Here is a 26,148-nt window from a genome sequence, read left to right as displayed (position 1 = left end):
CCTCGGTGTCCCGGCGTCGTGCGGCCACGACTACCGTGAGCAGCATGAGCGAGCTGCAGATCCCGTCAGACCTCAAGCCATCCGACGGCCGCTTCGGCTGCGGGCCGTCCAAGGTGCGGCCGGAGCAGTTGGCGAACCTGGCCTCCGCCGGGGCCAAGGTGATGGGCACGTCCCACCGTCAGAAGCCGGTCAAGTCCCTGGTCGGCAGTGTCCGCAGCGGTCTGCGCGAGCTGTTCTCGCTGCCCGACGACTACGAGGTGGTGCTGGGCAACGGCGGCTCGACGGCGTTCTGGGACGCGGCCGCGTTCGGCTTGGTCCGCGAACGGGCGCAGCACTTCGCCTACGGGGAGTTCTCCACCAAGTTCGCCAAGGTCACCAACGGCGCGCCGTTCCTGGCCGACTCGATCGTGGTCAGCGCCGAGCCGGGCACCGCGCCGGAGTTCCGCTACGCCGAAGGTGCCGACCTGGTGGCGTGGGCGCAGAACGAGACCTCGACCGGGGTGGCCGTGCCGGTGCAGCGACCGGAAGGCAGCGAGGGTGCACTGGTGGCCATCGATGCCACGTCCGGGGCGGGCGGCCTGCCGGTGGACATCACCCAGGCCGACGCCTACTACTTCGCCCCGCAGAAGTCCTTCGCCTCCGACGGCGGGCTGTGGGTGGCGATCCTCTCCCCCGCCGCCATCGAACGCATCGAGGAGATCGGTAATTCGGGCCGGTGGGTGCCGGAGTTCTTGTCGCTGACCACCGCGCTGGACAACTCGCGCAAGGACCAGACCTACAACACCCCCGCGGTGGCCACGTTGTTCCTGCTGGACGACCAGATCCGCTGGATGCTGGACAACGGCGGCCTGGAGTGGACCACCAAGCGCACCGCCGACTCGGCGAACCGGCTGTACACGTGGGCGGAGAAGACCTCCTACACCACGCCGTTCGTCGCCGACCCGGCGCTGCGGTCGCAGGTGGTGGGCACCATCGACTTCACCGACGAGGTGGATGCCGCCGCGGTGGCCGCCACGCTGCGCAGCAACGGCATCGTGGACGTGGAGCCGTACCGCAAGCTGGGCCGCAACCAGCTGCGCATCGGTATGTTCCCGGCCGTCGAGCCGGACGACGTCTCCGCGCTCACCGCGTGCGTGGACTGGGTCGTCGAGCGGCTCGGCTGACCTCGGCCTGACGTTTTCGCCGCATCAGCGATCGCCGGACCTGGCACCCAGGTCCGGCGTTTCACTTGTTTCGGACTTTTCGGGCAAAAGGATCGCCCGATTGCGTGATCGACTCCACCAACCTGTGGGCGCGTCGGCGAGTCTCGCCCGTCAAGCCGCCACGCCGAACTACGGTTGACACCCAGACAGGTGACGTCGTGGGAGGCGGGATACATGCGAGCACTGCGGATCGTCGGACTGCACGAGGACGGCAAGTCCGTCGTGCTCGTTGACTCCGCAGGCGAGAAGTACTCGGTCCCCGTGGACGAACGACTGCGCGCGGCAGCTCGGGGCGACCTCAGTCGGCTCGGTCAGGTGCAAATCAGTTTGGAGAGCCAGATGCGCCCACGCGAAATCCAGGCCCGCATCCGTGCCGGCGAGACGGTCGAGCAGGTCGCCGCCGCGGCAGGCATGCCGGAGCACCGGGTCGAACGCTTCGCCTACCCGGTCCTGCTGGAGCGATCCCGGATGGCCGAGCTGGCCCAGCAGGCCCACCCGATGCGGGAAGACGGCCCGGACGTGCAGACGCTGGGCGACGTCGTGGCGCACGCATTCGCGGTGCGCGGCCAGGACTACAGCAGCGCGGAGTGGGACGCCTGGCGCGGCGAGGACGGCAAGTGGGTGGTCTGCCTGCGGTGGAAGGCGGGCCGCTCGGACAACCGGGCGCACTGGTCCTACTCGCCGGGGGCGCACGGCGGCACAGCCGTCGCGCTGGACGAGCCCGCCGAGGATCTGCTCGACCCGGAGGGCAGGTCGCGCGAGCTGCGCCCGGTGGTGGAGGAGACCGCCCCCGCGCCGCGCGAAGAGGACGTGCAGGGCACGCTGGAGGAGGCCTACCAGGAAACCCCGGCGCGGAGCGCGGAGCGCCACGCGCCGAACCGCGAGTCCGAGCCGGAGCAGAACGAGGACGACACCACCGAGATCCCCAAGGTCCCGGCTTCCAACAACCGGCGGAAGGGCCGGAAGAACCACCCGGTGGTCCCGGCGTGGGAGGACGTGCTGCTGGGGGTCAAGAGCCAGCGCGGCTGAACCGGTGTGCCTACGGCGGCCGGCCACGGCCCCGGCAACACCCTGGGCCGCTTGGCTGACCTCGGGGCGGCGTCCTGAGGTAGTTGGCTGACCGCGGGCCCGGCGGAGTCCCGATGCGCACCACTACACGGGTTTCAGCGGCTGGTGCGGTCCGGCGGGCAGCTCGATCGTGATCGCATCCCCGGGCCGGACGACGCCGCCGACGTCCACGGTGGCCATGACGCCCGCCTTGCGCACGATCTCGCCGTCGGCGTCGCGGTACATCACCGCCTTGAGCATGCCGCGCTGGAAATCGTCGATCTGCGAGCACGGATTCCGCAGCCCGGTCACCGTGACCACCACTTCGTCGCCGAGACGCAACCGGGTACCGGTGGGCAGCCCGAGCAGGTCGACGCCGCGCGTGGTGACGTTCTCGCCGAGGTCACCTGCTTTGACGCTGAACCCTTGGGCGTTCAGCTCGTCGTGCAGCTCGGCGTGGATGAGGTGGACCTGCCGCAGGTTGGGCTGGGTCGGATCGCGCCGCACGCGTGACCGGTGCTTGACCGTGGTGCCGCGGTGGGCGTCACCCGCCACGCCTTCGCCGGCGATCACGGTGATCTCCGGCTGATTCTGCTTGCTGAACGAATGGGTCGGGCTGGAGCTGACCGCGGTGACCACAGGGCGCATGGGGCCAGTCTGCCGGATCAGTCGAGCTGAGCCAGCAGCTTTTCGGGGGCTACGCAGCGATACGCATCACGCACAATCTCCGCGATCTCGTCCCAGTCCTGCGGCACGTCCAGGTAGACCCCCAACCAGCCGCGATGGCCGACGTACGGCGGACGGAAGAAGCGCTGCGGGTCGCTGCCGACGAGCGCTTCCTGCGCCCCGGGCGGCGCGGCACACCAGAAACCGAGCCGGTCGTCGTGGTGGTGGTCGGCATAGGTGACGAACATCTTCCGGTCCCGCACGAACCAGGCAGGTTCGCCATGGCTGACCCGCTCGGTCGTCTCCGGCAGGGCCAGGCACAGCGCGCGCAGGCGCGGGAGCGGGTCATCGGGCATGGCGACCAGGCTAGAACACCACGATCAGCACGCCCAGCCAGGAAATGGCCAGTCCCCCGGCGGCACCGAAGCACACCCAGCGCATGGTCGGCACGTTCCGCCCCAGCCACAGCGACGGTGCCATGCCCCCGCTGACGATCGACGCGGCGAGCAACGCCGCCCAGCCGGCGACCGCCTCGGCGATGGTCGTGGTCAACGCCAGCATGCCGACCAGCACCACCGCGCCGATCATCACCGACACCGTCAGGCCCGGCCCCCACGGCGTGGGCTCTCCGGGCGAGCGCCGGAACCACCGGGTTCCCTCGTCGGGCCGTGGCACCCGTCGTACCGGTTCCCGGGGAACGACGACCACGGTCGAGCCGGTGACCGGGTCGACGTAACGCACCGGGCGGCGCAGTTCGGCGGCCACCCGGCCGGCGAGCTGATGACCACGGCGGCTGACCACCCCGACGGTTTCGGTGTCGGATCCGTCGTCGCGCCGCGTCGCCCGGATGGCCGTGGCGACCCTGGCCCACTCGTGCAGCGCCGCCGCCAGCTCGTCGTTCAGCGGGAATTCCTCGGGCGCCAGGCCGGCGGCATGCCGCCCGTCGACGAGCACCGCGCGGTCGCCCCGGACACGCAATTCCACGATCGTCGGCGCGCGGCGGTCCTCGGCGGTCATCGTTGGCCGAGCCTAGCTCGTTCGGCCATCTCGTAGCAGGCGATCGCGCCGGCCACCGCGACGTTCAGCGAGTCCACGTGCTTGGCGATCGGGATACGGACCGCGACGTCGGCCACCGACAGCACGTCCTCGCTGAGCCCGTGCCCTTCCGATCCGAGGAACAGGATCGCCCGCTCGACGGACCGGGCGAAGTCCCGGACCGGCACGGCACCCGGCCGGGGCGTCAGTGCCGCGATGGTGAAACCCACCGCACGCAGCTTGCTGGCCGCCGCTCCGATGTCGTCCACCCGCGCGAACGGCACATGCAGCACGTGCCCCATCGACACCCGGACGCTGCGCCGATACAGCGGATCCGGGCAGCCGGGACCGACCAGCACACCGTCCACCCCGAAGGCGGCGGCATTGCGGAACAACGAGCCGATGTTCTCGTGGTCGTTGACGCCTTCCAAGCCGAGCAGCACCCGTCCGGACAGCAGTCGTTCCCAGCTCACCGGGGCGGCCCGGTCGGCGACCGCCAGCACCCCGCGGTTGAGGTGGAACCCGATCACGGCGTCCATGACCTCCGCGGACGTGACGTAGACCGGTACGTCGAGCGCGGCCAGCCGCGCCGCCAGATCGTCGACGCGCGGGCGGATGCCCAGCACCGAGCGCACCGGATACGGCGAGTCCAGCAGCCGCTGCACGGCGTTGGTGCCCTCGGCGATCACTAGACCGCGGCCGCCGGGCCGATCCGGGCGGCGGTCGGCACGTTTGAGGTCGCGGTAGTCGTCCAACCGTGGGTCGGCGGGATCGCCCACGTCCACGAACACAGCCACGTGGCTGAGTCTGCCGCAGCGCCCGGTCCCCGGCGCACCAGGTCGACGACCAGGCACGATCGCGGAGCGTCAAGTCCGCCTCACCCGTTGTACCGGTTTGGCCGCTAGCCGCTGCGGCAATTCCCGTGTCACCGTTACAGGCCGGGGTTCGCACGAGAGCCACAAGACGAACGGGGCGGGGAGCGCACAGCATGACCGACGATGGGCTGGCGAGCGCGAGCTCGTCGGATCGCGCTCGCTATCGGCGCAAGGTGCAACGGTGCCTGGACACCCTGGCGCAGATGCTGGCCGAAGGCAGTTTCGTCGCCCAGCCGCCACGCATCGGACTGGAGATCGAGCTGAATCTGATCGACGAGCAGATGCGCCCGTCGATGACCAACGCGGAAGTGCTCGAGTCGCTGGACGACCCGTCGTTCACCACCGAGCTGGGCAGGCACAACCTGGAGCTGAACGTGCCGCCCCGCAGGCTGGACGGCGAATCGCTGTTCGAGCTCGACCTGGAACTGCGCACGTTCTTGTCCGACGCGGACACCAAAGCGGGCGAATGGGGGTCCCGGCTGGCGCTCATCGGCATCCTGCCCACGCTGGGCGCCGAGCACTTCGAGGCCAAATGGCTGACCGCCAATCCGCGCTATCTGACGCTCAACGACAAGATCCTCGCCGAGCGCGGTGAGCACACGCTGCTGACCATGGACGGGGTGGCGCTGCCCGGCCGCCAGCCCGAGCGGCTGCGCGCGTACTCCGACACCATCCTGCCCGAGGCCGCCTGCACGTCGATGCAGCTGCACCTGCAGGTCAGCCCGGACAAGTTCGCCGCGTACTGGAACGCCGCCCAGTGCCTGGCCGGGGTGCAGCTGGCCGTGGCGGCCAACTCCCCGTTCCTGCTGGCCAAGGCGCTGTGGCACGAGACGAGGATCCCGCTGTTCGAGCAGTCCACCGACACCCGCCCCGAGGAGCTGAAGAACCAGGGCGTGCGGCCGCGGGTGTGGTTCGGCGAGCGGTGGATCAACTCGATCTACGACCTGTTCGAGGAGAACGTCCGCTACTTCCCCGGGCTGCTCACCGACACCGACCCGGAGGATCCGCTGGACACGCTGGCGTCCGGGCGCACGCCGAAACTGACCGAGCTGCGCATGCACAACGGCACGGTGTGGCGGTGGAACCGCCCGGTCTACGACGTGGTGGACGACCAGCCGCACCTGCGAGTGGAGAACCGCGTGCTGCCCGCCGGGCCGACGGTGGCCGACATGGTGGCGAACGCGGCGTTCTTCTACGGCGCGCAGCGTGCGCTGGCCGAGGCCGAGCGCCCGGTGTGGACGGCGATGTCCTTCCAGGCCGCCGAGGACAACATGCACCGTGGGGCGCGGTTCGGCATGGACGCCGAGCTGTACTGGCCCGGCCTCGGCTGCGTGCCGCCGGACGAGCTGGTGCTTCGTGAGCTGCTGCCGCTGGCCGCCGAGGGGCTGGCTGCCGCCAACGTGGATGCCACGGTCGCCGACCGCTACCTGGGCATCATCGAGCAGCGCTGCCTGACCAGGCGCAACGGCGCCGCGTGGCAGCGTGCGACGGTGGACAAGCTGGAGCGGGCGGGCATGGACCGTGAGCACGCGTTGCGCGCCATGCTGGCCGACTACGTCGGCTTGATGCACGGTGGCGATCCGGTGCACGAGTGGCCGGTGTAGGCCTCCGGACGATCGGGTTTCGTCGCGGGTGCAGGCGGCCGGGGCGCACGCTGACCGGTGTGCGCCCCGGCCCGGGTTCACGCGCGCCGGCTGCATCGCGTGGTTGACTTGCCCGCCGGGTGGGTACGAAGTGGTCGTGACCACACCGCGTTGACCTCCACCGTGGTGGAAGTTGCATCGTGGCTGGTAGCTCTTGATCACCCGGTTCGACCGGGGTAGTGATCCGGACTAGGTTGAATAGCGGAATTCCCACCCGTGTGAATTGAGGGAGCACAGATGGCGCTCTACGAGCTTCCCGATCTCGACTACGACTACGGCGCACTCGAGCCGCACATCTCCGGCGAGATCAACGAACTGCACCACAGCAAGCACCACGCGACCTACGTCAAGGGCGCGAACGACACGATGGAGAAGCTGGCCGCGGCCCGCGACGCGGGTGACTACGGGGCGATCGTCGGCCTGGAGACCACGCTGGCGTTCAACCTGGCCGGGCACGCCAACCACGTGGTGTGGTGGAAGATCCTGTCGCCGGAGGGCGGTGACAAGCCGACCGGTGAGCTGGCAGCCGCCATCGACGAGAGCTTCGGTTCGTTCGACAAGTTCCAGGCGCACTACAACGCGGTGGCCACCACGATCCAGGGCAACGGGTGGGCTGCGCTGTCCTGGGACCCGCTGGCCAAGCGGCTGGTCATTCAGCAGCTGCGCGACCACCACAACAACATGGCGCTGCCCACCACGCCGATCCTGATGACCGACGTGTGGGAGCACGCGTTCTACCTGCAGTACAAGAACGTCAAGGCGGACTACGTCAAGGCGTTGTGGAACGTCTACAACTGGGCGGAGATCGCCAAGCGGTTCGAGAACGCCGTCAACGGCGGCAACGGCCTGCTCGGCTGACGCCACCCGTGCTTTCCCGGCCCGGTCCGGCCATGTGCCGGACCGGGCCGTCACGGCAAACGGGGTGTTCATCGGCGAACGGACGGTTCACCGCGGGTGCGGCGGGCAGGAGGAGCCAGGCCTGACCAGCGCACCGACCGCACACCAGACGACGGCAGTGACTGTGCGCGCCGACCGCAGAGTGGCAGTCGCATCGCGACCGGGTGGCAGCACGCTGATCCGGGACACGCGACGACTGCGGGGAACGGCCACCCACCTTGCCACGGCAAGCCGACTCGACACGCGCCCGGCCCGACCACGGAACGCCAGACGCTGCCGGACCACCGCGACGACCTCGACGACCTCGGTGACCCGCGACCAGCCGGATCACGCCAATGGCCGCACACCGCCCGGCACGGCCCGGCTCAGGCCCCTGGGCACCCCCCCCCCGCCACCGCCCACCGCGACACCGACCCAGTGCCCGCAGGCCCACGAACCTTCGTAACCAGCCACAGCACCGCACCACAACAAGCCAGCCCGGCATTCGCCCACCCCGGCCCCAAGCGACGCCAGGCACCACCACGCCACACCACCCCGACCCCGACGACCTCAGCGACCAGCCGGATCATCCGCGCATCACCAGCAGCCCGATCGACAGGTGATGTGGCCCGACACCACCGACGGCATCGGCCGGACGCCGCCCGACATCACATTGATCGACAGGCCTGCCGGAGTATCCTGACGACGCGACGAGGCCCCGTGGCGCGTCCTCCGCCACGGGGCCTTCGTGCGTTCCCGAACTGACTGCCGCTCCCACCACGAAGCGACGCGACTGAGGTTAGCCTAACCTCACCTGCCGTGCAACACGGGGTCCGGATCGTGGGCGCGAACACGCTACTGTTCAGCCATTCGCTGGATCAGTTCCGCCGCCTGGTCGAGGATCTGGCGCTCCTGCGGAGTGAGCTTGGCCAGCTGCTCGTCCAGCCACGCTTCCCTTGCGGTGATGGTCGCCTTGACGTAGTCCACGCCGCGGCGGCTCAGCTCGACGATCGCTTGCCTGCCGTCGGTGGGATGGGCCCGGCGCTCGACGTAGCCCATCTTCTCCAGCGCCGCGATCACCCTGGTCATCGACGGCGGCTGCACCCCTTCCTTGGCCGCCAACTGCCCCGGCGTCATCGGCCCGCACTTGTGCAGCGTCGACATCGCCGACAGCTGCGTCAGGGTGACGTCGGTCGGCGGGTTCTGCGCCCGCAAGCGGCGGTTGAGCCGGACGACGGCCAGCCGCAACCGGGCGGCCAGCCCACGATCACTGGTCCGCGGCACGGTGTCCATTCCGCCAGCCTACCGAGTCGGCACCGCCATGACGCAGGTCGGGAGCGGGATCCGGCAGGCAGCACGGTGCCGGCGGCGGACCGGGACGGGCGTGGGTAGGCTTCGGTCATGACCACCGACCGGAACCCGGATGGCGCCGCCACCGCGGACGGTCGGCGCACCCCACCCGACCTGCCCAAGAGCTTGGTGGACCTGCGGCCGCCGCTGCTCGTCGGGACCGGGGCATGGGCCGTCGCCCTCGGCGTCTCGCTGGTGCTTCGCTACGCGTTCGACGCCGACGTCGGCATCTGGCCACAGACCTCGCTGGCCGGGCTCGTCCTCGGATTCGTCGGGATGGGCGTCGTTTCCTGGCAGCGCTGGGCCTCCCGGCGCGGATCGCGCGGGGCTCAGCGCGGGCTCTGACCGCGGTCGTCCGCGTTCGACCCGAGCGGCACCACGTCCAGCTGGGTGTCGTCGTAGACCAGCTCGGCCACCGGCACCCCGGAACTACGCTGCACCTTGATCTCGGAATGCGCGCCGCAGCCGTACTCGACATGCACGACCCGGCCGTCCGCGGGCGAGTACTCGTTGCAGCACGCGCCGAAGGCCGCCCGCAGCGCGCCCGACAGCGGGTAGTAGAACCCGCAGGTGCCACAGGTCTCCCGCACGCTGCGTGCCATGTCCGACCGCGGGCCGAACTCACCGGAACGCCAGCGCTTCGCGGCCCGCATCCTGCCCTCGAAGGACAGCACCCGCACCCGGCCGAGCCCGACCTCGCGCGCCACCTCCTCGACGGCAGGATCGTCGCTGTGCAGGTAGCCGGGAACCAGCCGCTCGTCGTTCGGGTCGGCGGGCAGCAGGTCGCCGACCCCCAGGTCGCCCGGCCGCACCCGCTGCTCCCACGGCACCCACGGCTTGGCCACCAGCGCGTCCGGGCCGGGGCGCAGCACCGCCTCGCTCACCGTGACCGGGAAGCCCTCCCCGGCCGACGCCAGCGTGATCTCCCAGCGCCAACCGCGGTAACCGGGCACGTGCGCCTCGAAGCGGTACGTCACCGCCGCAGCGTCCTCGACCACCTGGTCCACGTAGTCGCCGACCGCGGATTCGTCGTAGCCGCGGTCCGCCGCTTCCTCACGGGCGACGGCGCGGGCGGTCTCGACCGCGTCCAGCAGCTCCGGTGCCGGCCGTGGTGGTGCCTCGGTCGCGCTGGTCATGGGCTCGAGAATAGACGTCGGGGAATCTGGCAGGCTGGGCCGGTGCACCGCGGACGTCGTCTCCTCCGGCTGGACCTGCTCGGCGCCGGACGCCGCCTGCTCCGGCGCGCTCGCGGCCCCGCTCGCGGACGGCGGGACGGGTGCGGCTGGCTCGCTCGGCGCACGGTGCCGCTCAAGCTGCTGCTCTCGCGGCTGACTGCCGTCGTCGGCTGCATGGCCGTGCTCGCCTGCGAACCGGGCGATCCGGGCACGGAGGGTGCTCGGGACGCGCTCGTCGCGCAACAACCGCCCGAGCGCCTGCGCGTACAGGTCCTTGAAACGCTTCGCCATGATCGGAACGCTTTCACACAGGGGTTCGAGATCGCGCGCGGGACACTGTACGAGGGCACCGGCCGGGTCGGCCAGTCGTACGTGCGTGCGATCGATCTGACCACGGGCAAGGAGCTGCGCCGGATCATGCTCCCTTCCCCGATGTTCGGCGAAGGGATCACCGTCACCGACACGGACCTGTGGCAGCTTACCTGGCAGGACGGAGTCGCTTTCCGCCGCGATCCCCGCACGCTCGAGGAGCGCGAGCGGGTTCGCTACTCCGGCGAAGGCTGGGGACTGTGCCACCAGCCGGAAGCCGAACGGCTGGTGATGAGCGACGGCACCGACGTGCTCACCTTCCGTGACCCGCGGACGTTCGCCGAGATCGGCCGGGTGCGGATCCGCTCCGGCGGCATGCCGGTGGACGACCTCAACGAGCTGGAGTGCGTCGACGACGTGGTCTACGCCAACGTCTGGCAGACCGACACGATCCTGCGCATCGACCCCGACGCGGGCGTCGTCACCGGCGAGATCGACGCATCCGGCCTGCTGAAGCCGCACGAGCGGGCGCACGCCGACGTGCTCAACGGCATCGCCGCCATTCCCGGCACGGACGCCTTCTTCATCACCGGGAAGCTGTGGCCGAAGACGTTCCGCGTGCGCTTCGTCCCCGCCGGGTGACCACGGTCCGCAGTGCGTGGGCGCACCCGGCCGCCGCGGCCGGCCACAGCGCGAGCGAGGCCACGGTCCGCAGCGCGTGGGCGCACCGCATGCACCGGGTCCGGGAACTCCTCGGTCGTCTCACCGAAGTGGTGGCCCGGGCGCACCGCATACACCGGGTCCGGGACCTCCCCGAGTTTCACCTCATCTTGCAGCGGTGTTGCGCGCACGACACGAGCCGATGAGGCAGGATGAGAAGAGTGATCGGTTCCGGTTCCGACGACAGGAAGGGCCCCTCGGTGTTCGGGGGCCGGTCCCGTCGCGGCCGCAACAAGCCCGCCCGCAAGTGGGTCCCGGATCCCGAGCCGACGCGCCGCTCGCGGGGCGCCGTCACGCCCCCGCCGACCAAGCGATTCGCCGAGCCGCCCGCTGCCAGGCCGCCGGTGGAGGATCCTCCGCACCGGATCACCGCCGACCAGGCCTACACCGTCGAACTGGAGCGGGAGCAGCGCAGGCAGCCGCGTGAGCAGGCCGAGCCGGGCGCGCCCGGCTGGGAGCGCTACGGAACGGACGGCTACCTCCGGCCTCCGGGTCACCGGTCCCGCGGCTACGAGCGCCAGGCCCCGCCGCCCGGTGAGCGGCCCTACGACGAGCGGAGGCAGCGGTTCTACGACGGGCCCGCAGGGCGGCCCTACCCGGAGCGCGGCGGGTATCGGGGCCGCGACGAGCATGGCTACCCGCATCCCGGCGGCTACGACCAGCGGGGCCGCGCGCACTACGAGGGGCCGGGGCACGAGCCGCCTGGCCACGCCGGCGGGCACGGTGGCCAACCGCCGGGCGGCGGGCACGTGCCTCCCGGCGGCGGCCAGGTCCCGCCCGGTGACGGTCCCGTCGGTCCGGACGGGCGGCCGTGGCCGAAGAAGCTCACGGTCACCAGGGTGGCGGCCATGCGCGGCCGGGAGCTGTCCGAGCGCGCGGTGCGGCTGTTCCAGCGGGTGCACCGGGCCGACGGTGCCCACGAGTCCGGCCTGACGTCGCTGAGCTGGTCGCTGATGCTCAACTACGCCAGCGACGCGGCCTTGGCCGTCGCGCTGGCCAACACGCTGTTCTTCTCCGCCGCGACCGCCGAGTCGAAGTGGAAGGTCGCGCTCTACCTGCTGATCACCATCGCGCCGTTCGCGGTCATCGCGCCGCTGATCGGGCCTGCGCTGGACAAGATCCAACGCGGCAGGCGGCTGGCCATGGCCGTCGCGTCGGCCGCGTCCGCCGTGATGTGCATGGTCATCGCGCTGAACTTCGACAACTGGGCGCTGTATCCCGCGGCGCTGGGCAAGATGGTGCTGTCGAAGTCGTACATGGTGCTCAAGTCGGCGGTCACCCCGCGGGTGGTGCCGCCGGAGATCACCCTGTCGAAGACCAACGCCCGGTTGACCGTGTTCGGGCTCGGCGCCGGTGCCGTCGGCGGTGCCATCGCGTCGCTGTTCAGCTGGATCGCCGGCTCGCCGGGCGCGGCCTGGGTCGCCGCGGCGATCTGTGTCGCCGGAACCGTGCAGGCGATGCGCATCCCGTCCTGGGTGGAGGTCACCGAGGGCGAGGTGCCCGCGACGCTGAACTCGCAGGCCATCCGGCGCAAGCCTGCGGGCAAGCAGCCGATCACCGTCGGCGTGCTGGTGGCGCTGTGGGGCAACGGCACGATCCGGTTGCTGACCGGATTCCTGATGCTGTTCGCCGCGTTCGCGGTCAAGGCGTCCGCGGAGCAGCACGACCAGAGCCCGTTCGTCCAGCTGCTGCTGCTCGGCGTGCTCGGTGCCGCCGCAGGCGCGGGTGGCTTCGTGGGCAACGCCATCGGCTCCCGGCTGCACCTGGGCGGCACCGACCAGGTCACCACGGTCGCGGTCGCCACCACGCTCGCCGCCACCGTGCTGGCCGCGCTGCTGCCGGGGATCGCCACGGCCGCGCTGGTGGCCTTGATCGGCGCGACCTGCAGCGCGCTGGCCAAGATCAGCCTGGACGCGGTCATCCAGCACGACCTGCCGGAGGAATCCCGCGCGTCGGCGTTCGGCCGGTCGGAGACCGTGCTGCAGATGGCCTGGTGCTTCGGCGGCGCGATCGGCCTGCTGCTGCCGCCCACCTACTGGCTCGGCTTCCTGGTGATCTCCGTCCTGCTGGTGCTCGGCCTGGTACAGACGATCCTGGTGCGGCGCGGCAAGTCGTTGCTGCCGAGCCGGGAGATCTTCAGTCGCCGCAGGGCTGCCGCAGCGACGTCCGGAACGCCCGCGGGATCGGCGCCGTCTTCCGGCTCAGCGGAGCCCGCAGGCGCGGCGCCCGCCACCGGTGGCCCGTCCGGTTCGGACGGAACCAAGCGGCGGCCGCGCACCACCAAATGGACGCCCCAGTAGGCTTCGGCGCATGCCGCGACGTTTGCCCGCCGTGTTGCTCGCTGCCCTCGCGTCGACCGTCGCCGGTTGCTCGGCGTCCGGCCCTCCGGAGCTGACGGTGTACGCCGACGGGAAGACCATGCAGCTCGCACCGGTGCAGTACTGCGACGTACGGGTGACCGAATGCGAGGCCAACCCGCAGGCCGCAGGGCTCATGACGGTGCGTCCCGACCGGCCGATGCAGATCTCCGTGCCGCCCGAGGTCGCCGAATCTCCTTGGCTCGTGTACGTGCAGTCGGTGGACGCGCAAGGCCGTCCCCAGCCGGTACAGCACGAGTTCTTCAGCCCAGGTGAGGCCTACGCCTACACCGCGCGGCCCGCGCCTGGCCAGCGGCTGCTCACGGTGGAGATCCAGCAAGCCGGGGCCGCGTTCGACGACAGCGGCGTGATCGTCGCCAGGGGCGTGTGGTCCGTGCAGCTGCGCGGCCGCTGACCGTCAGGCACCCGGCACCCGTGGGGCGCGGACTGGATCTTCCGCCCGGCCACGCCGTTCGCCTTCCCGGCACCCCACCGCGTGGGGCGCGGGTCCGGACAGGTGCGGCAGGAATCCGGAGCCTTCCCGGCACCCCACCGCGTGGGGTGCGCGGACACCACGACTACGGATCGAGATCGTCCGCAACCGCCCGCAGCACTTCGGCGATCCGCTTGGCGTGGCGGCGTTCCGGATACCGGCCACGCCGCAGCCCGGGCTGCACCCTGGCCTCCAGCAGCTTGATCATGTCCTCGATCACGCCGTGCAGCTCTTCGGCGGGGCGGCGGCGAGCCTCGGCGACCGACGGCAGCGGGTCGATCAGCCGCACCGAGAGGGCCTGCGGACCGCGACGTCCGTCGGCGATCCCGAACTCCAGGCGCTGTCCGGCCTTGAGCGTCTCAACGCCACGCGGCAACGCCGATTTCCGGACGTACACGTCCTCGCCCCCGTCCTGGGAGACGAACCCGAAGCCCTTCTCCGCGTCGTACCACTTGACCCTGCCGGTCGGCACCGAACTCACCGTTCCTTTTCTGCTCGAGCGCGCGCACGAACTCCTCGAGTACGCGCGTACGCGCGCAAGCCTGCTCGCACGACGAACGCGCCCCGGGGGGTCGCCCTCCCGACGCGCGTCAAGTACAGCGTAGCGAGTTTAGAAGGCCCGGCGCGAAGGTTTCTCATGCGCCTGCGGTGCGCGACACAAGCATCCGTACCCTTTGTCCTCGTGACCGCTTCGCACCGTCGACCGCACCGGATGGTCCAGGCCGCGGTGGCTTGTTTCGCCGCCGGGATCCTCGGGGTGCTGGTGATCCTCGGGTTGTACGCCGCGGGCCAGACCGAGCTGCCGTGGTGGCTCAACGTCGCGGCGATCGGGCTGACCACGATCGGGTTCGCCCTCGGCCTGGTGGCGCTGCTGCGGGAAGCGCGCGCCCGCGGCTGACCAGCCGGAAAGCACCGGCCGCACGCGCTTCGGCCTGCTCCGGCCGTGCGGCGACGGCTAGAGGTCGCGCAGGCCGCGCAGCACCCGTTGCATCAGCTCCAGGTCCGGTCCTTCCGCACCGGAACCTGCCGGATGCACGGTGATCAGGTTCTCCTCGACCATCGAGGCGAGCAGGGTCTTGGCCACGCCAAGCGGCACCGACAGCATCGCAGCCACCTCGCTGACCGAGCGAGGCTGCGCGCAGAGCTCGAGGACACGCCGGTGCTCGTCCTTGACCGCCGCGGCGGGGCCGGCGGCTTTCGCGCTCACCAGGGTTTCCATGGCGAACGTGGGCGGGGAGGTGGTCTTGCCCCCGGTCCAGACGTAGGGGCGGACCCAGGCGACCTCCCCTAAGTCGTCCGTCTCCTCACGCACCGGCGTCGGCCCGGTGTCCGGCTGCTGCGGCGTCGGGCCTGCTGCGCCGTGTGCGGCCTCGGCGGGCTTCGCACCCTCCGACTGCCCCGCTGCCTCCTGCGCCATGACGACCTCAGCCGGCTCGGCCTCTTCTGCTCCGTCCGAAGCGTCGGATTCCGCCGGGGCCGCACCTTCTTCGCGCGCGTAGCCTGACTGCTCGGCGTCCACGCTGGCCGCGCGCTTCGACTCGGCATCACCGCGCGCAGTGTCTTGGTCGGACTCGGAGGGATGCGCGACCGTGTGTTCGGTTCCCCGACCGTCGTCAGCCACCGCTTCCGCATCCGACGCAGCGTCGGCTTCGTCAACGGCGTTCTGCTCGCCGACGCCCGTGACCTGCGCTTCCGTCTGCAGGGGATCGGCATCTGCTGGGTTCTCGGCGTCCGGCGACTCGCCGGCGATCACCGGCTCCCCGACGACCTGCTGGGCCGGGCCTTCTTCGTCGGGCCCCTCGTCCGGCCAGGCGGGCTCCGCCACCTTCGCGGTGGCCGCGCTGTCGTGCGCGTTCCGATCCACCGCCACGCGGCTCTCGCTCTCGTCGCTCTCGGCTGATGCCGCGGGCACCTGGGTCACGGCAGGCGTCCGGCGACGACCGCTCCACCGGAACACGCCGCGGGAGCCGCCCATGATTGGTTCCTCCCTCGAAGCTCCTCACCTGCCGTCGGATCAAGGGCTCACTCTAAGGCCTGCCTCCCGGCGGGCGCAGTCCACCGCCACGGTGCGAATGCGTCCCGGTCGTGGGACGCGCGGGCAGGTCATTCGGCGTCGCGCGGTTCCGCGTCCCCGCCCGGCTCTTGGTACGGCAAAGACACGACGAGCATCGGCCCGCCGACGAACACGCCACCGTCGATGCCCAGCACCTTGCCGCCCGCATACAGCAGCGGCCCGGTCACGTCCTCCGGGGCGACGCCCATCTGGTCGGCGATCACGCTGTGCCCGTGCACGATGCGCTGCCCGCCCAGCCGCTCCAGCAGCAGGCCGGCCACCTCCGGCCCGTCCGGCCCGCGGAAGGCGTAGCGGGTGGTCATGCGGCTCCACACGTCCCACCACTCGACCAGGTCGTCCCCGGCCAGGATGTCGCGCACCGCTTTGTTGATCGAGTTCGCGTCGTCGCCCCACTCCAGGTAGGCCGTGGTGTCGGAGTGCATCAGCAGGTGATCGGCCGCGTGCGCGATCACCGGCCTGCTGGTCAGCCACTCCAGGTGCCGGTCGGTCAGTCCCTGGATGTCCCGGATTCGCCCGCCGTTGAGCAGCCAGCTGCGCGCGAAGCTGCGGATGCCGAAGTCCGACGGCACCGCGGTGTCGCCGAACGTGTACATGCCGAGCATCAGGATCTCGTGGTTGCCGAGCACCGAGTCGACCGCACCACCGGCTTCGCCCGCCTGGTCGGCCAGGCTCATCACCAGGTCGATGACGCCGATGCCGTCCGGGCCACGGTCGACGAAGTCGCCGAGAAACCACACGCGCGCGTTCCCGCCTGCCCACCGGTCGTCGTCGTCGAGCAGGCCGGCGGCGCGCAGCGCGTCGGCGAGCTGGTCCCGGTGGCCGTGTACGTCGCCGACGACGTACGTGGGCCGCTGCCTGTCACTCATAGTCGTTTCAACTGTAGGCCCGTGCGGGGCGTTGTGGCAGCTCAGGCCGTCGAGCCGGTCAGTTCAGGCGGACCGGGCGGCCGAAAGGGACGATGCCGGGTGCACATCGACCGCGGTGGCTTTCACCACGACCGTGACGGGTTTGCCGGGGTCCAAGGCCAGATCGGCGACGGCTGCGGGGGTCAGATCGGCCGTCAGCCCACCGGCCCAGCCGCCACTGGCGCGGGTGCGTACCCGGATCACCGGCCCGTGCGGCTCCACCGCAGCGACGACCGCTTCCGCGGTGTTGCGGGGACTGCCCGGCACCGACTTGCCGCGCGGGTACACCGACACCGCCGACGGCGCGAACACCGCGACGGCGGGCGTATGCGGCTCGAGCCCTTCGGCGTGCAATCCGCTGAGCAGGTCGCCGTCCGGCGTGCGCAGTCCACCTTCGACGGCTTCGCCGGCCACCAGGTTGAGCCCGGCCAAACGCGCAGCGTATGGAGTACGCGGCGCGGACAGGACGCGCTGCGTCGGTCCACGCTCCACCACCCGGCCATCGGCCAGCACCAGCGCGGTGTCTGCCAGCGCGAGCGCATCGAGCGGGTCGTGCGTCACCAGGACCGTCACCCGTTTCGATGCCGAACGCAACACCGTGCGCAGCAGGGCACGCATCGCCGGGGCGGCATCGGCGTCCAACGCGGCCAGTGGCTCGTCGAGCAACAGCAGCTCGGGCTCGGTCGCCAGCGCGCGGGCCAGCGCCACCCGCTGGGCCTGGCCGCCGGACAGCTGGTCCGGCCGCCGATCCGCATACTCCTCGGCGCCGACGGCGGCCAGCCACCTGCCTGCGATGGCCCGCGCCTGGCGTCGGCTCGCCCCCGCCGCCCGTGGGCCGAAGGCCACGTTGTCCCGCACGGTCAAGTGGGGAAACAGCAACGGGCGCTGCCGCAGGAGGCCGACCCGCCGTCGATGCGGCGGCAGCGAACCGAGTTCGCGGCCGTCGAGCCGGACGGACGTCTCGTCGGACCGCAGCAGCCCGGCAAGGCAGTCCAGCAGTGTCGATTTGCCTGCACCGTTGTGCCCCAGCACGGCGACCACGTGCCCACGCTCCGCGGACAACTCCACCGACAGCCGGAACTGTCCGCGCGCCGCCCGCACGACGGCCCGCAGCGTCATGGCCGGGCCCCCTCGGTCACACGCGCGGTCATGCGCGGGCCCGCGGCCACGATCACCGCGATCGCCACCACGATCAACAGCAAGGACAACGCCACCGCGCTTTCCACGTCCGCCTCGGCCTGCGCGTAGACCTCCAGCGGAAGCGTTCGTGTCACCGCCTGCAGGCTGCCGGCGAACGTGATCGTGGCGCCGAACTCGCCGAGAGCGCGGGCGAAGCTGAGCACCACACCGGACGCCAACGGCGGCAGCAGCAACGGCAGCGTCACCCGGGTGAACACCACCCACGGCCCCGCGCCGAGTGTCGCGGCCACCCGCTCGTACTCGTCTCCCCCGGCGCGAATCGCACCGTCCAGGCTGATCACCAGAAACGGCATGGCCACGAACGTCTGCGCCAGCACCACCGCAGCGGTCGTGAACGGGACCCGCACCCCGGCAACCACGTCCAGCAGGTATCCGGCGAAGCCGTTGCGGCCGAGCAGGTACAACAACGCGAGCCCGCCCACCACGGGCGGCATGACCAACGGCAGCACCACCACAGCGCGCAGCACACGGCCACCTCGACGAACCCGGGCCAGCACGACAGCAAGCGGTACGCCGAGCAGCACGCACAGCAGGGTCGACAGTCCCGCGGTGACCAGCGACAGCTCCAGCGCGTCAAGCGAAGCCTGCGAGGTCAGCAACTCCGGCAGCCGGGCGAAGTCGACCCGGAACAACAGCCCGGCCACGGGCAGCACGATCAGCGCCAGGCCAGCCGCCGCAGGAATCCACAGCAGCCGCGGCGACCGAAGCCCGCTACGGAGCGTCGAATCCCGCGTCACGCAACACCCGCTGTCCTTCGTCACTGAGCACGAATTCGACGAACTGCCTGGCCAGATCCGGCTCCGCGGCTTCCCGGGTCGTGGCGATCGGGTACGCATTGGCCACGGCATCAGCGCCGGTGATCGGCACCGCGTCGACCTTGCCAGCGGCCGCCCGCACGTCGGTGACGTAGACCAGGCCCGCATCGGCCTCCCCGGCCGCGACCTTGCCGAGCACGGATTTCACGTCGGGTTCTTCACTCGCGGGTTGCAGACGCACGTTGGCGTTCGCCGCCAACGCCTGCGCCGCCCGGCCGCATGGCACTTCGGGAGCGCAGGTCACCAGCACCACGTCGCCCCGAAGGCCGGTCAAGCCGTCGATCTTCTTGGGGTTGCCCGGGGCCACGGCGATGGTCATCCGGTTCCGCGCGAACCGTTGCGGTTCGCCGTCGATCACCCCTGCCTGCACCGCCTTCGCCATCGCCTTGTCGTCGGCCGCGGCGAACACGTCCGCCGGTGCCCCTTCGGCCAGCTGCTCCGCCAGCCGGGACGATCCGCCGAAGCTGAGCCGCACGTCCACGCCCTCGCGGCGGGCTTCGAACTTCTCCGCGAGCTGCTCGAAAGTCTCGGTCAGCGAAGCGGCCGCGAACACCGTGACCGTGCGCGTCGCCTCCGCCGTCGCGCACCCCGCCAGCAACAGGGCGATGGCAGCCGCTGCGACCACCCTCGTCAGCCTCATGCCTGCCTCCGCTGCGGGGTCTCCACCACGACGGTGGTGGCTTTGACGACCGCGACCGCCAGCGAACCGGGGCGGAGCCCGAGTTCCCGCACCGCTTCCGAGCTCATCAGCGACACCACCCGATGCGGACCGCACTGCAACTCGACCTGTGCCATCACGGTGTCGGACACCACGTCGGTCACCAGGCCGACGAAACGATTGCGCGCCGACCGGTTCACCGCGGACGGGTCGGCCACCTCGGCCGCGTACGCCCGCGCTTTGGCCGCCAGCTCCGCGCCGTCGACCACCGCACGCCCCGCGGCGTCCGTGCTCGCGGTCAGCTCGCCCGCCTTGACCCAGCGGCGCACCGTGTCGTCGCTGACGCCGAGGAGCTGAGCGGCTTCCGAAATCCGATACAGCGGCACGATTTGAAGTCTAGATCCGCACGTACGTCAGAATCCAGCTCGTGGCTCCGCATGTGCAAATTCACGCGCTGAACCGCGGAATTGGTGGGCGCGCAACGGTTGCCCCCACGGCTACCCTGGGTGGTGTGACGGCGATCAACCTTGGACTCCCTCGCGTGATGCGCGACTACGGAGGAGCCGACATGGCCGGCCGCCCGGACACCCCGGGGTTGATCGACAAGTACGGCCGCGTCGCTACCGATCTGCGCGTTTCCCTCACCGATCGATGCAATTTGCGCTGCCAGTACTGCATGCCCGCGGAAGGGCTGGACTGGCTTCCCAGTGCGGACATCCTGACCGACGAGGAACTGCTGCGCGTGCTCCGCATCGCGGTGCGCGACCTGGGCATCACCGACATCCGCCTGACCGGCGGTGAGCCACTGCTGCGGCGCGGACTGGAAGACCTCGTCGCCGAGATCACGGCGCTGCGCCCGCGCCCCCGGGTGGCCATGACCACCAACGGCATCGGCCTGGCCAAGCGGGCCGCCCGGCTGGCCGCAGCCGGTCTCGACCGAATCAACGTCTCGCTGGACACGATCGACCGGCAGACGTTCGTCGAGATCACCCGGCGCGACCGGCTGCACCACGTACTGGAAGGGCTGCGCGCCGCCCAGGAAGCCGGGCTGCGCCCGGTGAAGGTCAACGCCGTCCTGCTGCGCGGGGTGAACGACCACCAAGCCTGCTCGTTGCTGCGGTTCTGCCTGGAGCACGGCTACCACCTGCGGTTCATCGAGCAGATGCCGCTGGACGCCCAGCACCAGTGGAACCGCGCGGAAATGATCACCGCCGACGAGATCCTGGCCATCCTCCGCACCGAGTTCACGCTCGAGCCCAGCCCGGCGGAGCGCGGGTCGGCACCCGCGGAACGCTGGCTGGTCGACGGCGGCCCCGGCGAGGTCGGCGTCATCGCCTCGGTGACCAAGCCGTTCTGCCAGGCGTGCAACCGCACCCGGCTGACCGCGGACGGTTCACTGCGGTCGTGCCTGTTCAGCACGGACGAGACCGACCTGCGGACGATCCTGCGCAGCGGGGGCTCCGACGAGGACGTCGCCAACGCCTGGCGGGCCACCATGTGGGCCAAGGGCCCCGGTCACGAGATCAACTCCGCGGGATTCGCCCAGCCGCTGCGTCCGATGAGTGCGATTGGTGGGTGAGATGCTCAAGGTCCAGGTCAACTACTACGCATCGGCCCGCGCCGCGGCGGGCGCCGACTCGGAGGCGGTGGCCATGCCGGACGGCGCCACCCTGGACGATCTCGTCGCACGGCTGGCCGCCGACCATCCCGGCAAGCTCGCACGGGTGCTGTCCATGGCCAGCTTCCTGATCAACGGGGTGGCCACCACCGACCGCAAGCGGGCCCTGGCGGACGGCGAACAGGTGGACGTGCTGCCACCCTTCGCGGGCGGCTGAGCCGCGCCGCAGGACCCGGCCGGACCGGCCCGCCGAAGCGGCGACGAGCCCTGCCACGAACGTAGTAGCGGTCACAGTACACGTGAGCCAAACCTCACCCTGGGTAATTGATCTCGGCTTGGACACGGGTCGATAACAAGCCTCTGACCTGCGAAAAGGTCGCAATCTCAGGCGAAAAGCTCGCGTTACTGTGAGGTAGATCACACATCGTTTCATTTCCGTTATCGAACGCGATTACGTACCGTCGATGCTCGGTCGGCCCCGAACCGGCCACAGCACGGGGTTCCGCTCGCCATGCCCTGTCCGGTGGGACCCCGCAACCCATCCCCCGATCCGAAGGAACTCCGGGACAGGGACGCGCGCAGGACGACCCCTGCGCAGTGCGGTGGCGCGGAGGTACGAGTACGTCCCCATGTCTTATCGAGGCAAGCACCGAAAGCCGTCCACCATTCGCCGCAACATCGCCCGCGTTGCCGCCACCGGCATGGCCATGGGCGCCCCGCTGGCGATCGCCGCCGCTCCGGCCAACGCTGCCGGGTACAACCCGAACTGGGACATGCTCGCGCAGTGCGAGAGCAGCGGGGACTGGTCGATCAACACCGGCAACGGCTACTACGGCGGTCTGCAGTTCTCGCCGAGCACCTGGCAGGCCTACGGTGGCCAGGGCATGCCGCACCAGGCGTCGCGGGCCGAGCAGATCCGCATCGCCGAGAAGGTCCTTGCCGCGCAGGGTCCCGGCGCATGGCCCGCGTGCTCGGCGAAGACCGGCTGGTACAACGCCGGTGGCAGCGGCCAGAGCTACCAGGGCACCAACACCGAGGGTGGTGGCGCCCAGGAGCAGAAGCAGCAGCAGGCCAAGCCTGCTCAGCCCGCCCCGAAGGCCGCCCCGGTGCGCGCCAGGGTGACCAAGTCCAACCCGAACGGCGACTACACGGTCCGCAAGGGCGACACGCTGTCCGAGATCGCGGCCGAGAAGAACATCAAGGGCGGCTGGAAGAAGCTGCACCAGCTGAACAAGGAATACATCAGCGACCCTGACCTGATCCTGGTCGGCCAGAAGATCGCCACCAAGTGATCTGCTCGGTGGCCCGGTGAGCTGACCGGTGATCCGGCCGGTCGTCCGACCGGCGATGCGATGCGACGGGGCCTGCGGCGCGTGCGGTGCACGCGCGGCGGGCCCCACCGCGCTCCCCCATCCCCGGCTGGTTCCCCCACAGCCGGTTCGTCGGCCCGCTGACCGCCTGGCGGGCCGACCCCCTACCTTCCGCGATCGGGTGTGAAGGCCGGGGCCTGGCGGCGGCGCACCGCTGCGGGTGCACCGCAGTGGACGCAAACCGCCAGGCCCCGGCGAACCCTTCCTTGACCCGGCGAACAGGCCGCAGCTGACGGCGGGACGCCAAGCGGCAACAAGCCACCGCGACAGCGCCCCGAAAGCACACGACGAACCCTTCATACGGCACAGCAGGCCACGACGCACAAACACAGCAGCACCAAGCCATCGCACCTGCCCTGCCACGACCCTGGTCAGCCCGAAGATGCGGCCGCTGCGCGTCTGCTGGATGCCCGAGCCGTGATAGGGCGACCAGGCCGGGGCCACGCCCTCACAGCAGGCAAACCGCAGCCAGGCGCCGAGCACCCATGGCCAGATCGCGGCCATCCGAAGCGCGCCGGCTCACACGGACCATCCCCGGCCACGAACACTCGGCCAGCAGGCCGCAGCTGACAGTGGGACGCCGCGAGCCGGCCCGGAAACCGGAACACGGCGGCCGGAGAACCGGTCACCGCCCCCACGTCGACGGTTCAGTTGTCCCCAGGCCTGTGGACAACTGCCGCGGAGGCCACCGGAGCTGCCACTGTCACGGCGAGTTGACCCACTCGTCGGTGCCGTCGGTGAAGCGCTGGTGCTTCCAGATCGGCAGTCGCGCCTTCGCCGTGTCGACCAGGTCCGCGCACGCGGCGAAAGCCTCCCGCCGATGCGGCGCCGACACCGCGCAGGCCAGCGCCACGTCCCCGATGCCGAGGTCGCCGATCCGGTGGCTGATCGCCACGGCCCGCATCTGCGGATGCCGCTCGGCCACCTCGGAGACCACCGACCGCAAGACGTCCTTCGCGGTGGGGTGCCCCTCGTAGTGCAGGGCGGCCACCGACCGGCCACCGTCGTGATTGCGCACCACACCCGCGAACGACACCACGGCACCAGCCGCTTCGTCGGCGACCAGCCGTTCGTGCTCCGCGACGTCCAGCTTCTCCTCGGTGATCTCGGCAAGCACGACCCGAACGGCCCGCTCGCCGGATTCGCCACCGGTACCGGCGGCGGTCTTGCTGGACATGGCCTGCTCCTTCACTGCAGCGGCGGCCGAGGCGTCCTGCTCGCCCGCTCGTTCGTGGTCTCCGCCCGCGATCTGCGAGAGCGCGTGGTCGAGAACCCCCTCGAGAACCCCGAGGCCGTCCATCACGCCGCCGCGTGACCCGGGCAGGTTCACGATCAGCGTCCGCCCGGCGACCCCCACCGTTCCCCGGGACAGCACCGCGGTCGGCACATGGGGCAGGCCTGCGCGGCGGATGGCATCGGCCAACCCGGGCACGTGGTAGTCGACGACCTCGGCGGTGACTTCCGGCGTGCGGTCCGTCGGCGAGATCCCGGTCCCACCGGTCGTGATCACCAGGTCCAGTCCCTTTTCGGCGGCGTCCTGCAGCGTGGCACCGACCGGGTCCCCGTCCGGAACGACCACCGGGCCCTCCACGGCGAAGCCGCGGGCGGCCAGCCACTGCGCGATGATCGGCCCGGTGCGATCCGGGTAGATCCCGGCGGCGGCGCGGTTCGACGCCACCACCACCCGCGCGGTCCGCCGCTGACCGTTCCTGGCGTGCCGAGCTTGCTGGTCAGTCACGGGTCCATACCCCCCGTTTTCCGCCTTCTTTGCGTTCCAGCCGCACCGCGTCGAGGGTGGCGGCGGGATCGACGGCCTTGATCATGTCGTGCACCGTCAAACCGGCCACCGCGACCGCGGTCAACGCCTCCATCTCCACCCCGGTGCGATCCGTCGTGCGCACGGTGGCGGTGATCCGCACCTCCGACTCGGCCAGCTCGAAGTCGACCTTGACGCCGGAGATGGCCAACGGGTGGCACAACGGGATCAGCTCCGGGGTGCGTTTCGCGGCCATGATGCCTGCCACCCGCGCGGTCGCCAGGGCGTCCCCCTTGGGCAGCCCGCCTTCGCTGATCAGCCCGATGACCTCGGGCGTCGTCCGCACCACACCGGTCGCCACTGCCGTGCGGGTGGTCGCGGCCTTCTCGGAGACGTCGACCATGCGGGCCGCGCCGGACGCGTCGAGGTGACTCAACTCGCTCACATATGCAGGCTACTGCCGGTCACCCGGACCGGCTGCCACCAGATCGTGCGGCACCGGGGCCGTGACCGCCGACGACCGGTTGCGGCGGCAGGCACCGGCGTGCGACGTGCCGGATCAGTCGCGCTTCTCGCCACGCGCCACCGCGCTCACCGCTTCGGCGACCGCGGGCGCCACGGCGGAGTCGAACACGCTGGGCACGATGAACGACGGGTTGAGCCGGTCGCCGTCCACCACGTCCGCGATCGCGTTGGCCGCCGCGATCAGCATCTCGTCGGTGATGTTCTTGGCGTGCGCGTCCAGCAGACCGCGGAACACCCCGGGGAACGCCAGCACGTTGTTGATCTGGTTCGGGTAGTCGCTGCGGCCGGTGGCCACCACGGCGGCGTGCTTCTGCGCCTCGATCGGGTCGATCTCCGGGTCCGGGTTGGCCAGCGCGAACACGATCGGGTCCTTGGCCATGGTGGCGACGTGCTCGGCGCCGAGCAGGTTCGGCGCGGAGACCCCGATGAACACGTCGGCGCCCACCAGGGCGTCGTGCAGCGTTCCGGTGAGCCCGTTCTTGTTGGTGGTGCGGGCGATGCGGAGCATGTTCTCCGACTTGTCGTTGGTCTGCTCGGTGACGATGCCGTCCCGGCCGACCGCCACGATGTTGCCGGGGTTGTTCAGCTGCAGCAGCCGGATGATCGCCGAGCCCGCGGCGCCGACGCCACACACGACGATGGTGACGTCCTCCAGCCGCTTGCCCACCACGCGCAGTGCGTTCCGCAACGCCGCCAGCACCACGATCGCGGTGCCGTGCTGGTCGTCGTGGAACACCGGGATGTCCAGCTTCTCCCGCAGCCGGGCCTCGATCTCGAAGCACCGCGGGGCGCTGATGTCCTCCAGGTTGATGCCCGCGTACTGCGGCGCCAGGATCTCGCAGGTGCGGATGATCTCCTCGGTGTCCTGGGTGTCCAGCACGACCGGCCAGGCGTCCACCCCGGCGAACTTCTTGAACAGCGCGGCCTTGCCCTCCATCACCGGCAGCGCCGCGGCCGGGCCGATGTTGCCCAGGCCGAGCACCGCGGAGCCGTCGGTCACCACCGCGACGGTGTTGCGCTTGATGGTCAGCCGCCGGGCGTCTTCCGGGTTCTTGGCGATCGCGGTGCACACCCTGGCCACGCCCGGCGTGTAGGCGCGGGAGAGGTCGTCGCGGTTCTTCAACGCGACCTTCGAGGTGACCTCGATCTTGCCGCCCAGGTGAATGAGGAACGTGCGGTCGGAGACCTTGCGGACCCGCACGCCCTCGAGCTGGTCCAGCGCGTCGGTGACGCCGTTGGCGTGCTCGGCGTCCCGCACGTTCGCCGTGATGTCGACGACGATCGAGTCGGCATGCGACTCGACGATGTCGAACGCGGTGATCACGCCGCCTACCTGGCCGACCGTCGTGGTCAGGTCACCCGCCGTGCTTGCCTTCGCAGGGGCTTCCGCCCGGACCGTGATCGAGTAACCGGGGCCAGGGACAGCCATGGAACACTCCGCAGTCGAAATCGTCGAACGTCGTCAGTCGCGAGGGCGGC

Annotated in this window: 28 protein-coding genes; 12 read left to right on the top strand and 16 right to left on the bottom strand. The window is 70.8% G+C overall.

What is annotated here, in order from left to right; genetic code table 11:
- Positions 1–44 precede the first annotated feature (44 nt).
- Both serC and sepH read left to right on the top strand, forming a co-directional pair.
- On the top strand, positions 45–1,163 hold the full coding sequence (serC, locus tag YWY_RS0117655; RefSeq protein ID WP_425426139.1) for a phosphoserine transaminase: 1,119 nt from the start codon (positions 45–47) through the stop codon (positions 1,161–1,163).
- 213 nt (positions 1,164–1,376) lie between these two features.
- Positions 1,377–2,231, top strand: coding sequence for a septation protein SepH (gene sepH / locus YWY_RS0117650; RefSeq protein ID WP_028848696.1), 855 nt, complete (start codon positions 1,377–1,379; stop codon positions 2,229–2,231).
- 123 nt (positions 2,232–2,354) lie between these two features.
- Here sepH and YWY_RS0117645 read toward each other — a convergent pair whose 3' ends face one another.
- Genes YWY_RS0117645 through YWY_RS0117630 form a run of 4 tightly spaced genes read right to left on the bottom strand, consistent with a single transcriptional unit; the run spans position 2,355 to position 4,747 of the window.
- On the bottom strand, positions 2,355–2,897 hold the full coding sequence (locus tag YWY_RS0117645; RefSeq protein ID WP_028848695.1) for an MOSC domain-containing protein: 543 nt from the start codon (positions 2,895–2,897) through the stop codon (positions 2,355–2,357).
- Positions 2,898–2,914: 17 nt separating this feature from the next.
- Positions 2,915–3,271, bottom strand: a complete 357-nt coding sequence (locus tag YWY_RS0117640; protein ID WP_028848694.1) for an MmcQ/YjbR family DNA-binding protein — start codon at positions 3,269–3,271, stop codon at positions 2,915–2,917.
- Between the two features lie 10 nt (positions 3,272–3,281).
- The gene (locus YWY_RS0117635) at positions 3,282–3,899 is read right to left on the bottom strand and encodes a DUF2537 domain-containing protein (RefSeq protein WP_028848693.1); all 618 of its coding nucleotides are present in this window, start codon (positions 3,897–3,899) and stop codon (positions 3,282–3,284) included.
- A 29-nt stretch (positions 3,900–3,928) separates the two neighbouring features.
- Complete coding sequence (locus YWY_RS0117630) at positions 3,929–4,747, bottom strand: TrmH family RNA methyltransferase (RefSeq protein WP_028848692.1); 819 nt, start codon at positions 4,745–4,747, stop codon at positions 3,929–3,931.
- Between the two features lie 191 nt (positions 4,748–4,938).
- On the opposite strand from YWY_RS0117630, the gene YWY_RS0117625 reads away from it, so the two are divergent.
- A complete protein-coding gene (locus YWY_RS0117625; RefSeq protein WP_038045506.1) occupies positions 4,939–6,429 on the top strand; it encodes a glutamate-cysteine ligase family protein in 1,491 nt (496 codons plus the stop codon).
- A gap of 276 nt (positions 6,430–6,705) precedes the next feature.
- Positions 6,706–7,326: a superoxide dismutase gene (locus tag YWY_RS0117620; RefSeq protein WP_028848690.1), complete on the top strand. Its 621-nt coding sequence runs from the start codon at positions 6,706–6,708 to the stop codon at positions 7,324–7,326.
- A gap of 873 nt (positions 7,327–8,199) precedes the next feature.
- Here the strand turns inward: YWY_RS0117620 and YWY_RS0117615 are convergent.
- Positions 8,200–8,637 carry a MarR family winged helix-turn-helix transcriptional regulator gene (locus YWY_RS0117615; protein ID WP_028848689.1) on the bottom strand — a complete coding sequence of 146 codons (438 nt, stop codon included), beginning with the start codon at positions 8,635–8,637 and terminating at the stop codon, positions 8,200–8,202.
- A gap of 108 nt (positions 8,638–8,745) precedes the next feature.
- On the opposite strand from YWY_RS0117615, the gene YWY_RS0117610 reads away from it, so the two are divergent.
- The gene (locus YWY_RS0117610) at positions 8,746–9,039 is read left to right on the top strand and encodes a DUF2530 domain-containing protein (RefSeq protein ID WP_051310393.1); all 294 of its coding nucleotides are present in this window, start codon (positions 8,746–8,748) and stop codon (positions 9,037–9,039) included.
- Here YWY_RS0117610 and YWY_RS22685 read toward each other — a convergent pair.
- The gene (locus YWY_RS22685; protein WP_342665126.1) at positions 9,024–10,160 is read right to left on the bottom strand and encodes a DUF3027 domain-containing protein; all 1,137 of its coding nucleotides are present in this window, start codon (positions 10,158–10,160) and stop codon (positions 9,024–9,026) included. The genes YWY_RS0117610 and YWY_RS22685 overlap by 16 nt on opposite strands.
- Here YWY_RS22685 and YWY_RS22680 point away from each other — a divergent pair.
- From YWY_RS22680 to YWY_RS0117585, 3 genes are all read left to right on the top strand, one after another.
- Complete coding sequence (locus YWY_RS22680) at positions 10,128–10,820, top strand: glutaminyl-peptide cyclotransferase (RefSeq protein WP_038045802.1); 693 nt, start codon at positions 10,128–10,130, stop codon at positions 10,818–10,820. The two genes, YWY_RS22685 and YWY_RS22680, sit on opposite strands and share 33 nt — an antisense overlap.
- 230 nt (positions 10,821–11,050) lie before the next feature.
- Positions 11,051–13,198, top strand: coding sequence for an MFS transporter (locus tag YWY_RS22675; RefSeq protein WP_084609343.1), 2,148 nt, complete (start codon positions 11,051–11,053; stop codon positions 13,196–13,198).
- 10 nt (positions 13,199–13,208) lie between these two features.
- The gene (locus YWY_RS0117585) at positions 13,209–13,670 is read left to right on the top strand and encodes a DUF2771 family protein (RefSeq protein WP_028848686.1); all 462 of its coding nucleotides are present in this window, start codon (positions 13,209–13,211) and stop codon (positions 13,668–13,670) included.
- A 163-nt stretch (positions 13,671–13,833) separates the two neighbouring features.
- Here YWY_RS0117585 and YWY_RS0117580 read toward each other — a convergent pair whose 3' ends face one another.
- A complete protein-coding gene (locus YWY_RS0117580) occupies positions 13,834–14,220 on the bottom strand; it encodes a cold-shock protein (RefSeq protein WP_028848685.1) in 387 nt (128 codons plus the stop codon).
- A 210-nt stretch (positions 14,221–14,430) separates the two neighbouring features.
- Between YWY_RS0117580 and YWY_RS0117575 the strand changes: the two genes are divergently transcribed.
- Complete coding sequence (locus tag YWY_RS0117575) at positions 14,431–14,646, top strand: hypothetical protein (protein WP_028848684.1); 216 nt, start codon at positions 14,431–14,433, stop codon at positions 14,644–14,646.
- 57 nt (positions 14,647–14,703) lie between these two features.
- Here the strand turns inward: YWY_RS0117575 and YWY_RS23415 are convergent, their stop codons facing one another.
- From YWY_RS23415 to YWY_RS0117545, 6 genes are all read right to left on the bottom strand, one after another.
- Entirely contained in the window at positions 14,704–15,618 is a 915-nt protein-coding gene (locus YWY_RS23415) for a DUF742 domain-containing protein (protein WP_156899344.1), read from the bottom strand.
- A 233-nt stretch (positions 15,619–15,851) separates the two neighbouring features.
- A complete protein-coding gene (locus tag YWY_RS22665; RefSeq protein ID WP_038045504.1) occupies positions 15,852–16,688 on the bottom strand; it encodes a metallophosphoesterase in 837 nt (278 codons plus the stop codon).
- 63 nt (positions 16,689–16,751) lie between these two features.
- Complete coding sequence (locus YWY_RS0117560) at positions 16,752–17,846, bottom strand: sulfate/molybdate ABC transporter ATP-binding protein (RefSeq protein ID WP_028848683.1); 1,095 nt, start codon at positions 17,844–17,846, stop codon at positions 16,752–16,754.
- Positions 17,843–18,664, bottom strand: coding sequence for an ABC transporter permease (locus YWY_RS0117555; protein ID WP_051310389.1), 822 nt, complete (start codon positions 18,662–18,664; stop codon positions 17,843–17,845). The genes YWY_RS0117560 and YWY_RS0117555 overlap by 4 nt, the downstream gene beginning before the upstream one ends.
- A complete protein-coding gene (gene modA, locus YWY_RS0117550; protein WP_038045502.1) occupies positions 18,639–19,382 on the bottom strand; it encodes a molybdate ABC transporter substrate-binding protein in 744 nt (247 codons plus the stop codon). The genes YWY_RS0117555 and modA overlap by 26 nt, the downstream gene beginning before the upstream one ends.
- Positions 19,379–19,786, bottom strand: coding sequence for a TOBE domain-containing protein (locus tag YWY_RS0117545; protein WP_028848680.1), 408 nt, complete (start codon positions 19,784–19,786; stop codon positions 19,379–19,381). The genes modA and YWY_RS0117545 overlap by 4 nt, the downstream gene beginning before the upstream one ends.
- Before the next feature lie 182 nt (positions 19,787–19,968).
- On the opposite strand from YWY_RS0117545, the gene moaA reads away from it, so the two are divergent.
- The 3 genes from moaA (at position 19,969) to YWY_RS0117530 (ending at position 22,310) form a co-directional block, all read left to right on the top strand.
- Entirely contained in the window at positions 19,969–20,979 is a 1,011-nt protein-coding gene (gene moaA, locus YWY_RS0117540) for a GTP 3',8-cyclase MoaA (protein WP_156899342.1), read from the top strand.
- A gap of 1 nt (position 20,980) precedes the next feature.
- The gene (locus YWY_RS0117535) at positions 20,981–21,235 is read left to right on the top strand and encodes a MoaD/ThiS family protein (RefSeq protein WP_028848678.1); all 255 of its coding nucleotides are present in this window, start codon (positions 20,981–20,983) and stop codon (positions 21,233–21,235) included.
- A 412-nt stretch (positions 21,236–21,647) separates the two neighbouring features.
- A complete protein-coding gene (locus YWY_RS0117530; protein WP_028848677.1) occupies positions 21,648–22,310 on the top strand; it encodes a LysM peptidoglycan-binding domain-containing protein in 663 nt (220 codons plus the stop codon).
- A 781-nt stretch (positions 22,311–23,091) separates the two neighbouring features.
- Here YWY_RS0117530 and YWY_RS0117525 read toward each other — a convergent pair.
- The 3 genes from YWY_RS0117525 to YWY_RS0117515 form a co-directional block, all read right to left on the bottom strand.
- Positions 23,092–24,126: a molybdenum cofactor biosynthesis protein MoaE gene (locus YWY_RS0117525; protein ID WP_051310388.1), complete on the bottom strand. Its 1,035-nt coding sequence runs from the start codon at positions 24,124–24,126 to the stop codon at positions 23,092–23,094.
- On the bottom strand, positions 24,119–24,589 hold the full coding sequence (gene moaC / locus YWY_RS0117520) for a cyclic pyranopterin monophosphate synthase MoaC (RefSeq protein ID WP_028848675.1): 471 nt from the start codon (positions 24,587–24,589) through the stop codon (positions 24,119–24,121). The genes YWY_RS0117525 and moaC overlap by 8 nt, the downstream gene beginning before the upstream one ends.
- A gap of 114 nt (positions 24,590–24,703) precedes the next feature.
- Entirely contained in the window at positions 24,704–26,098 is a 1,395-nt protein-coding gene (locus tag YWY_RS0117515; protein ID WP_028848674.1) for an NAD-dependent malic enzyme, read from the bottom strand.
- Positions 26,099–26,148 lie beyond the last annotated feature (50 nt).

This window comes from Thermocrispum agreste DSM 44070, assembly GCF_000427905.1.
Classification (GTDB): Bacteria; Actinomycetota; Actinomycetes; order Mycobacteriales; family Pseudonocardiaceae; genus Thermocrispum; species Thermocrispum agreste.
The sequence above is the reverse complement of the archived record's forward strand: the minus strand, read 5'-3'. Positions and strand labels throughout refer to the sequence as shown.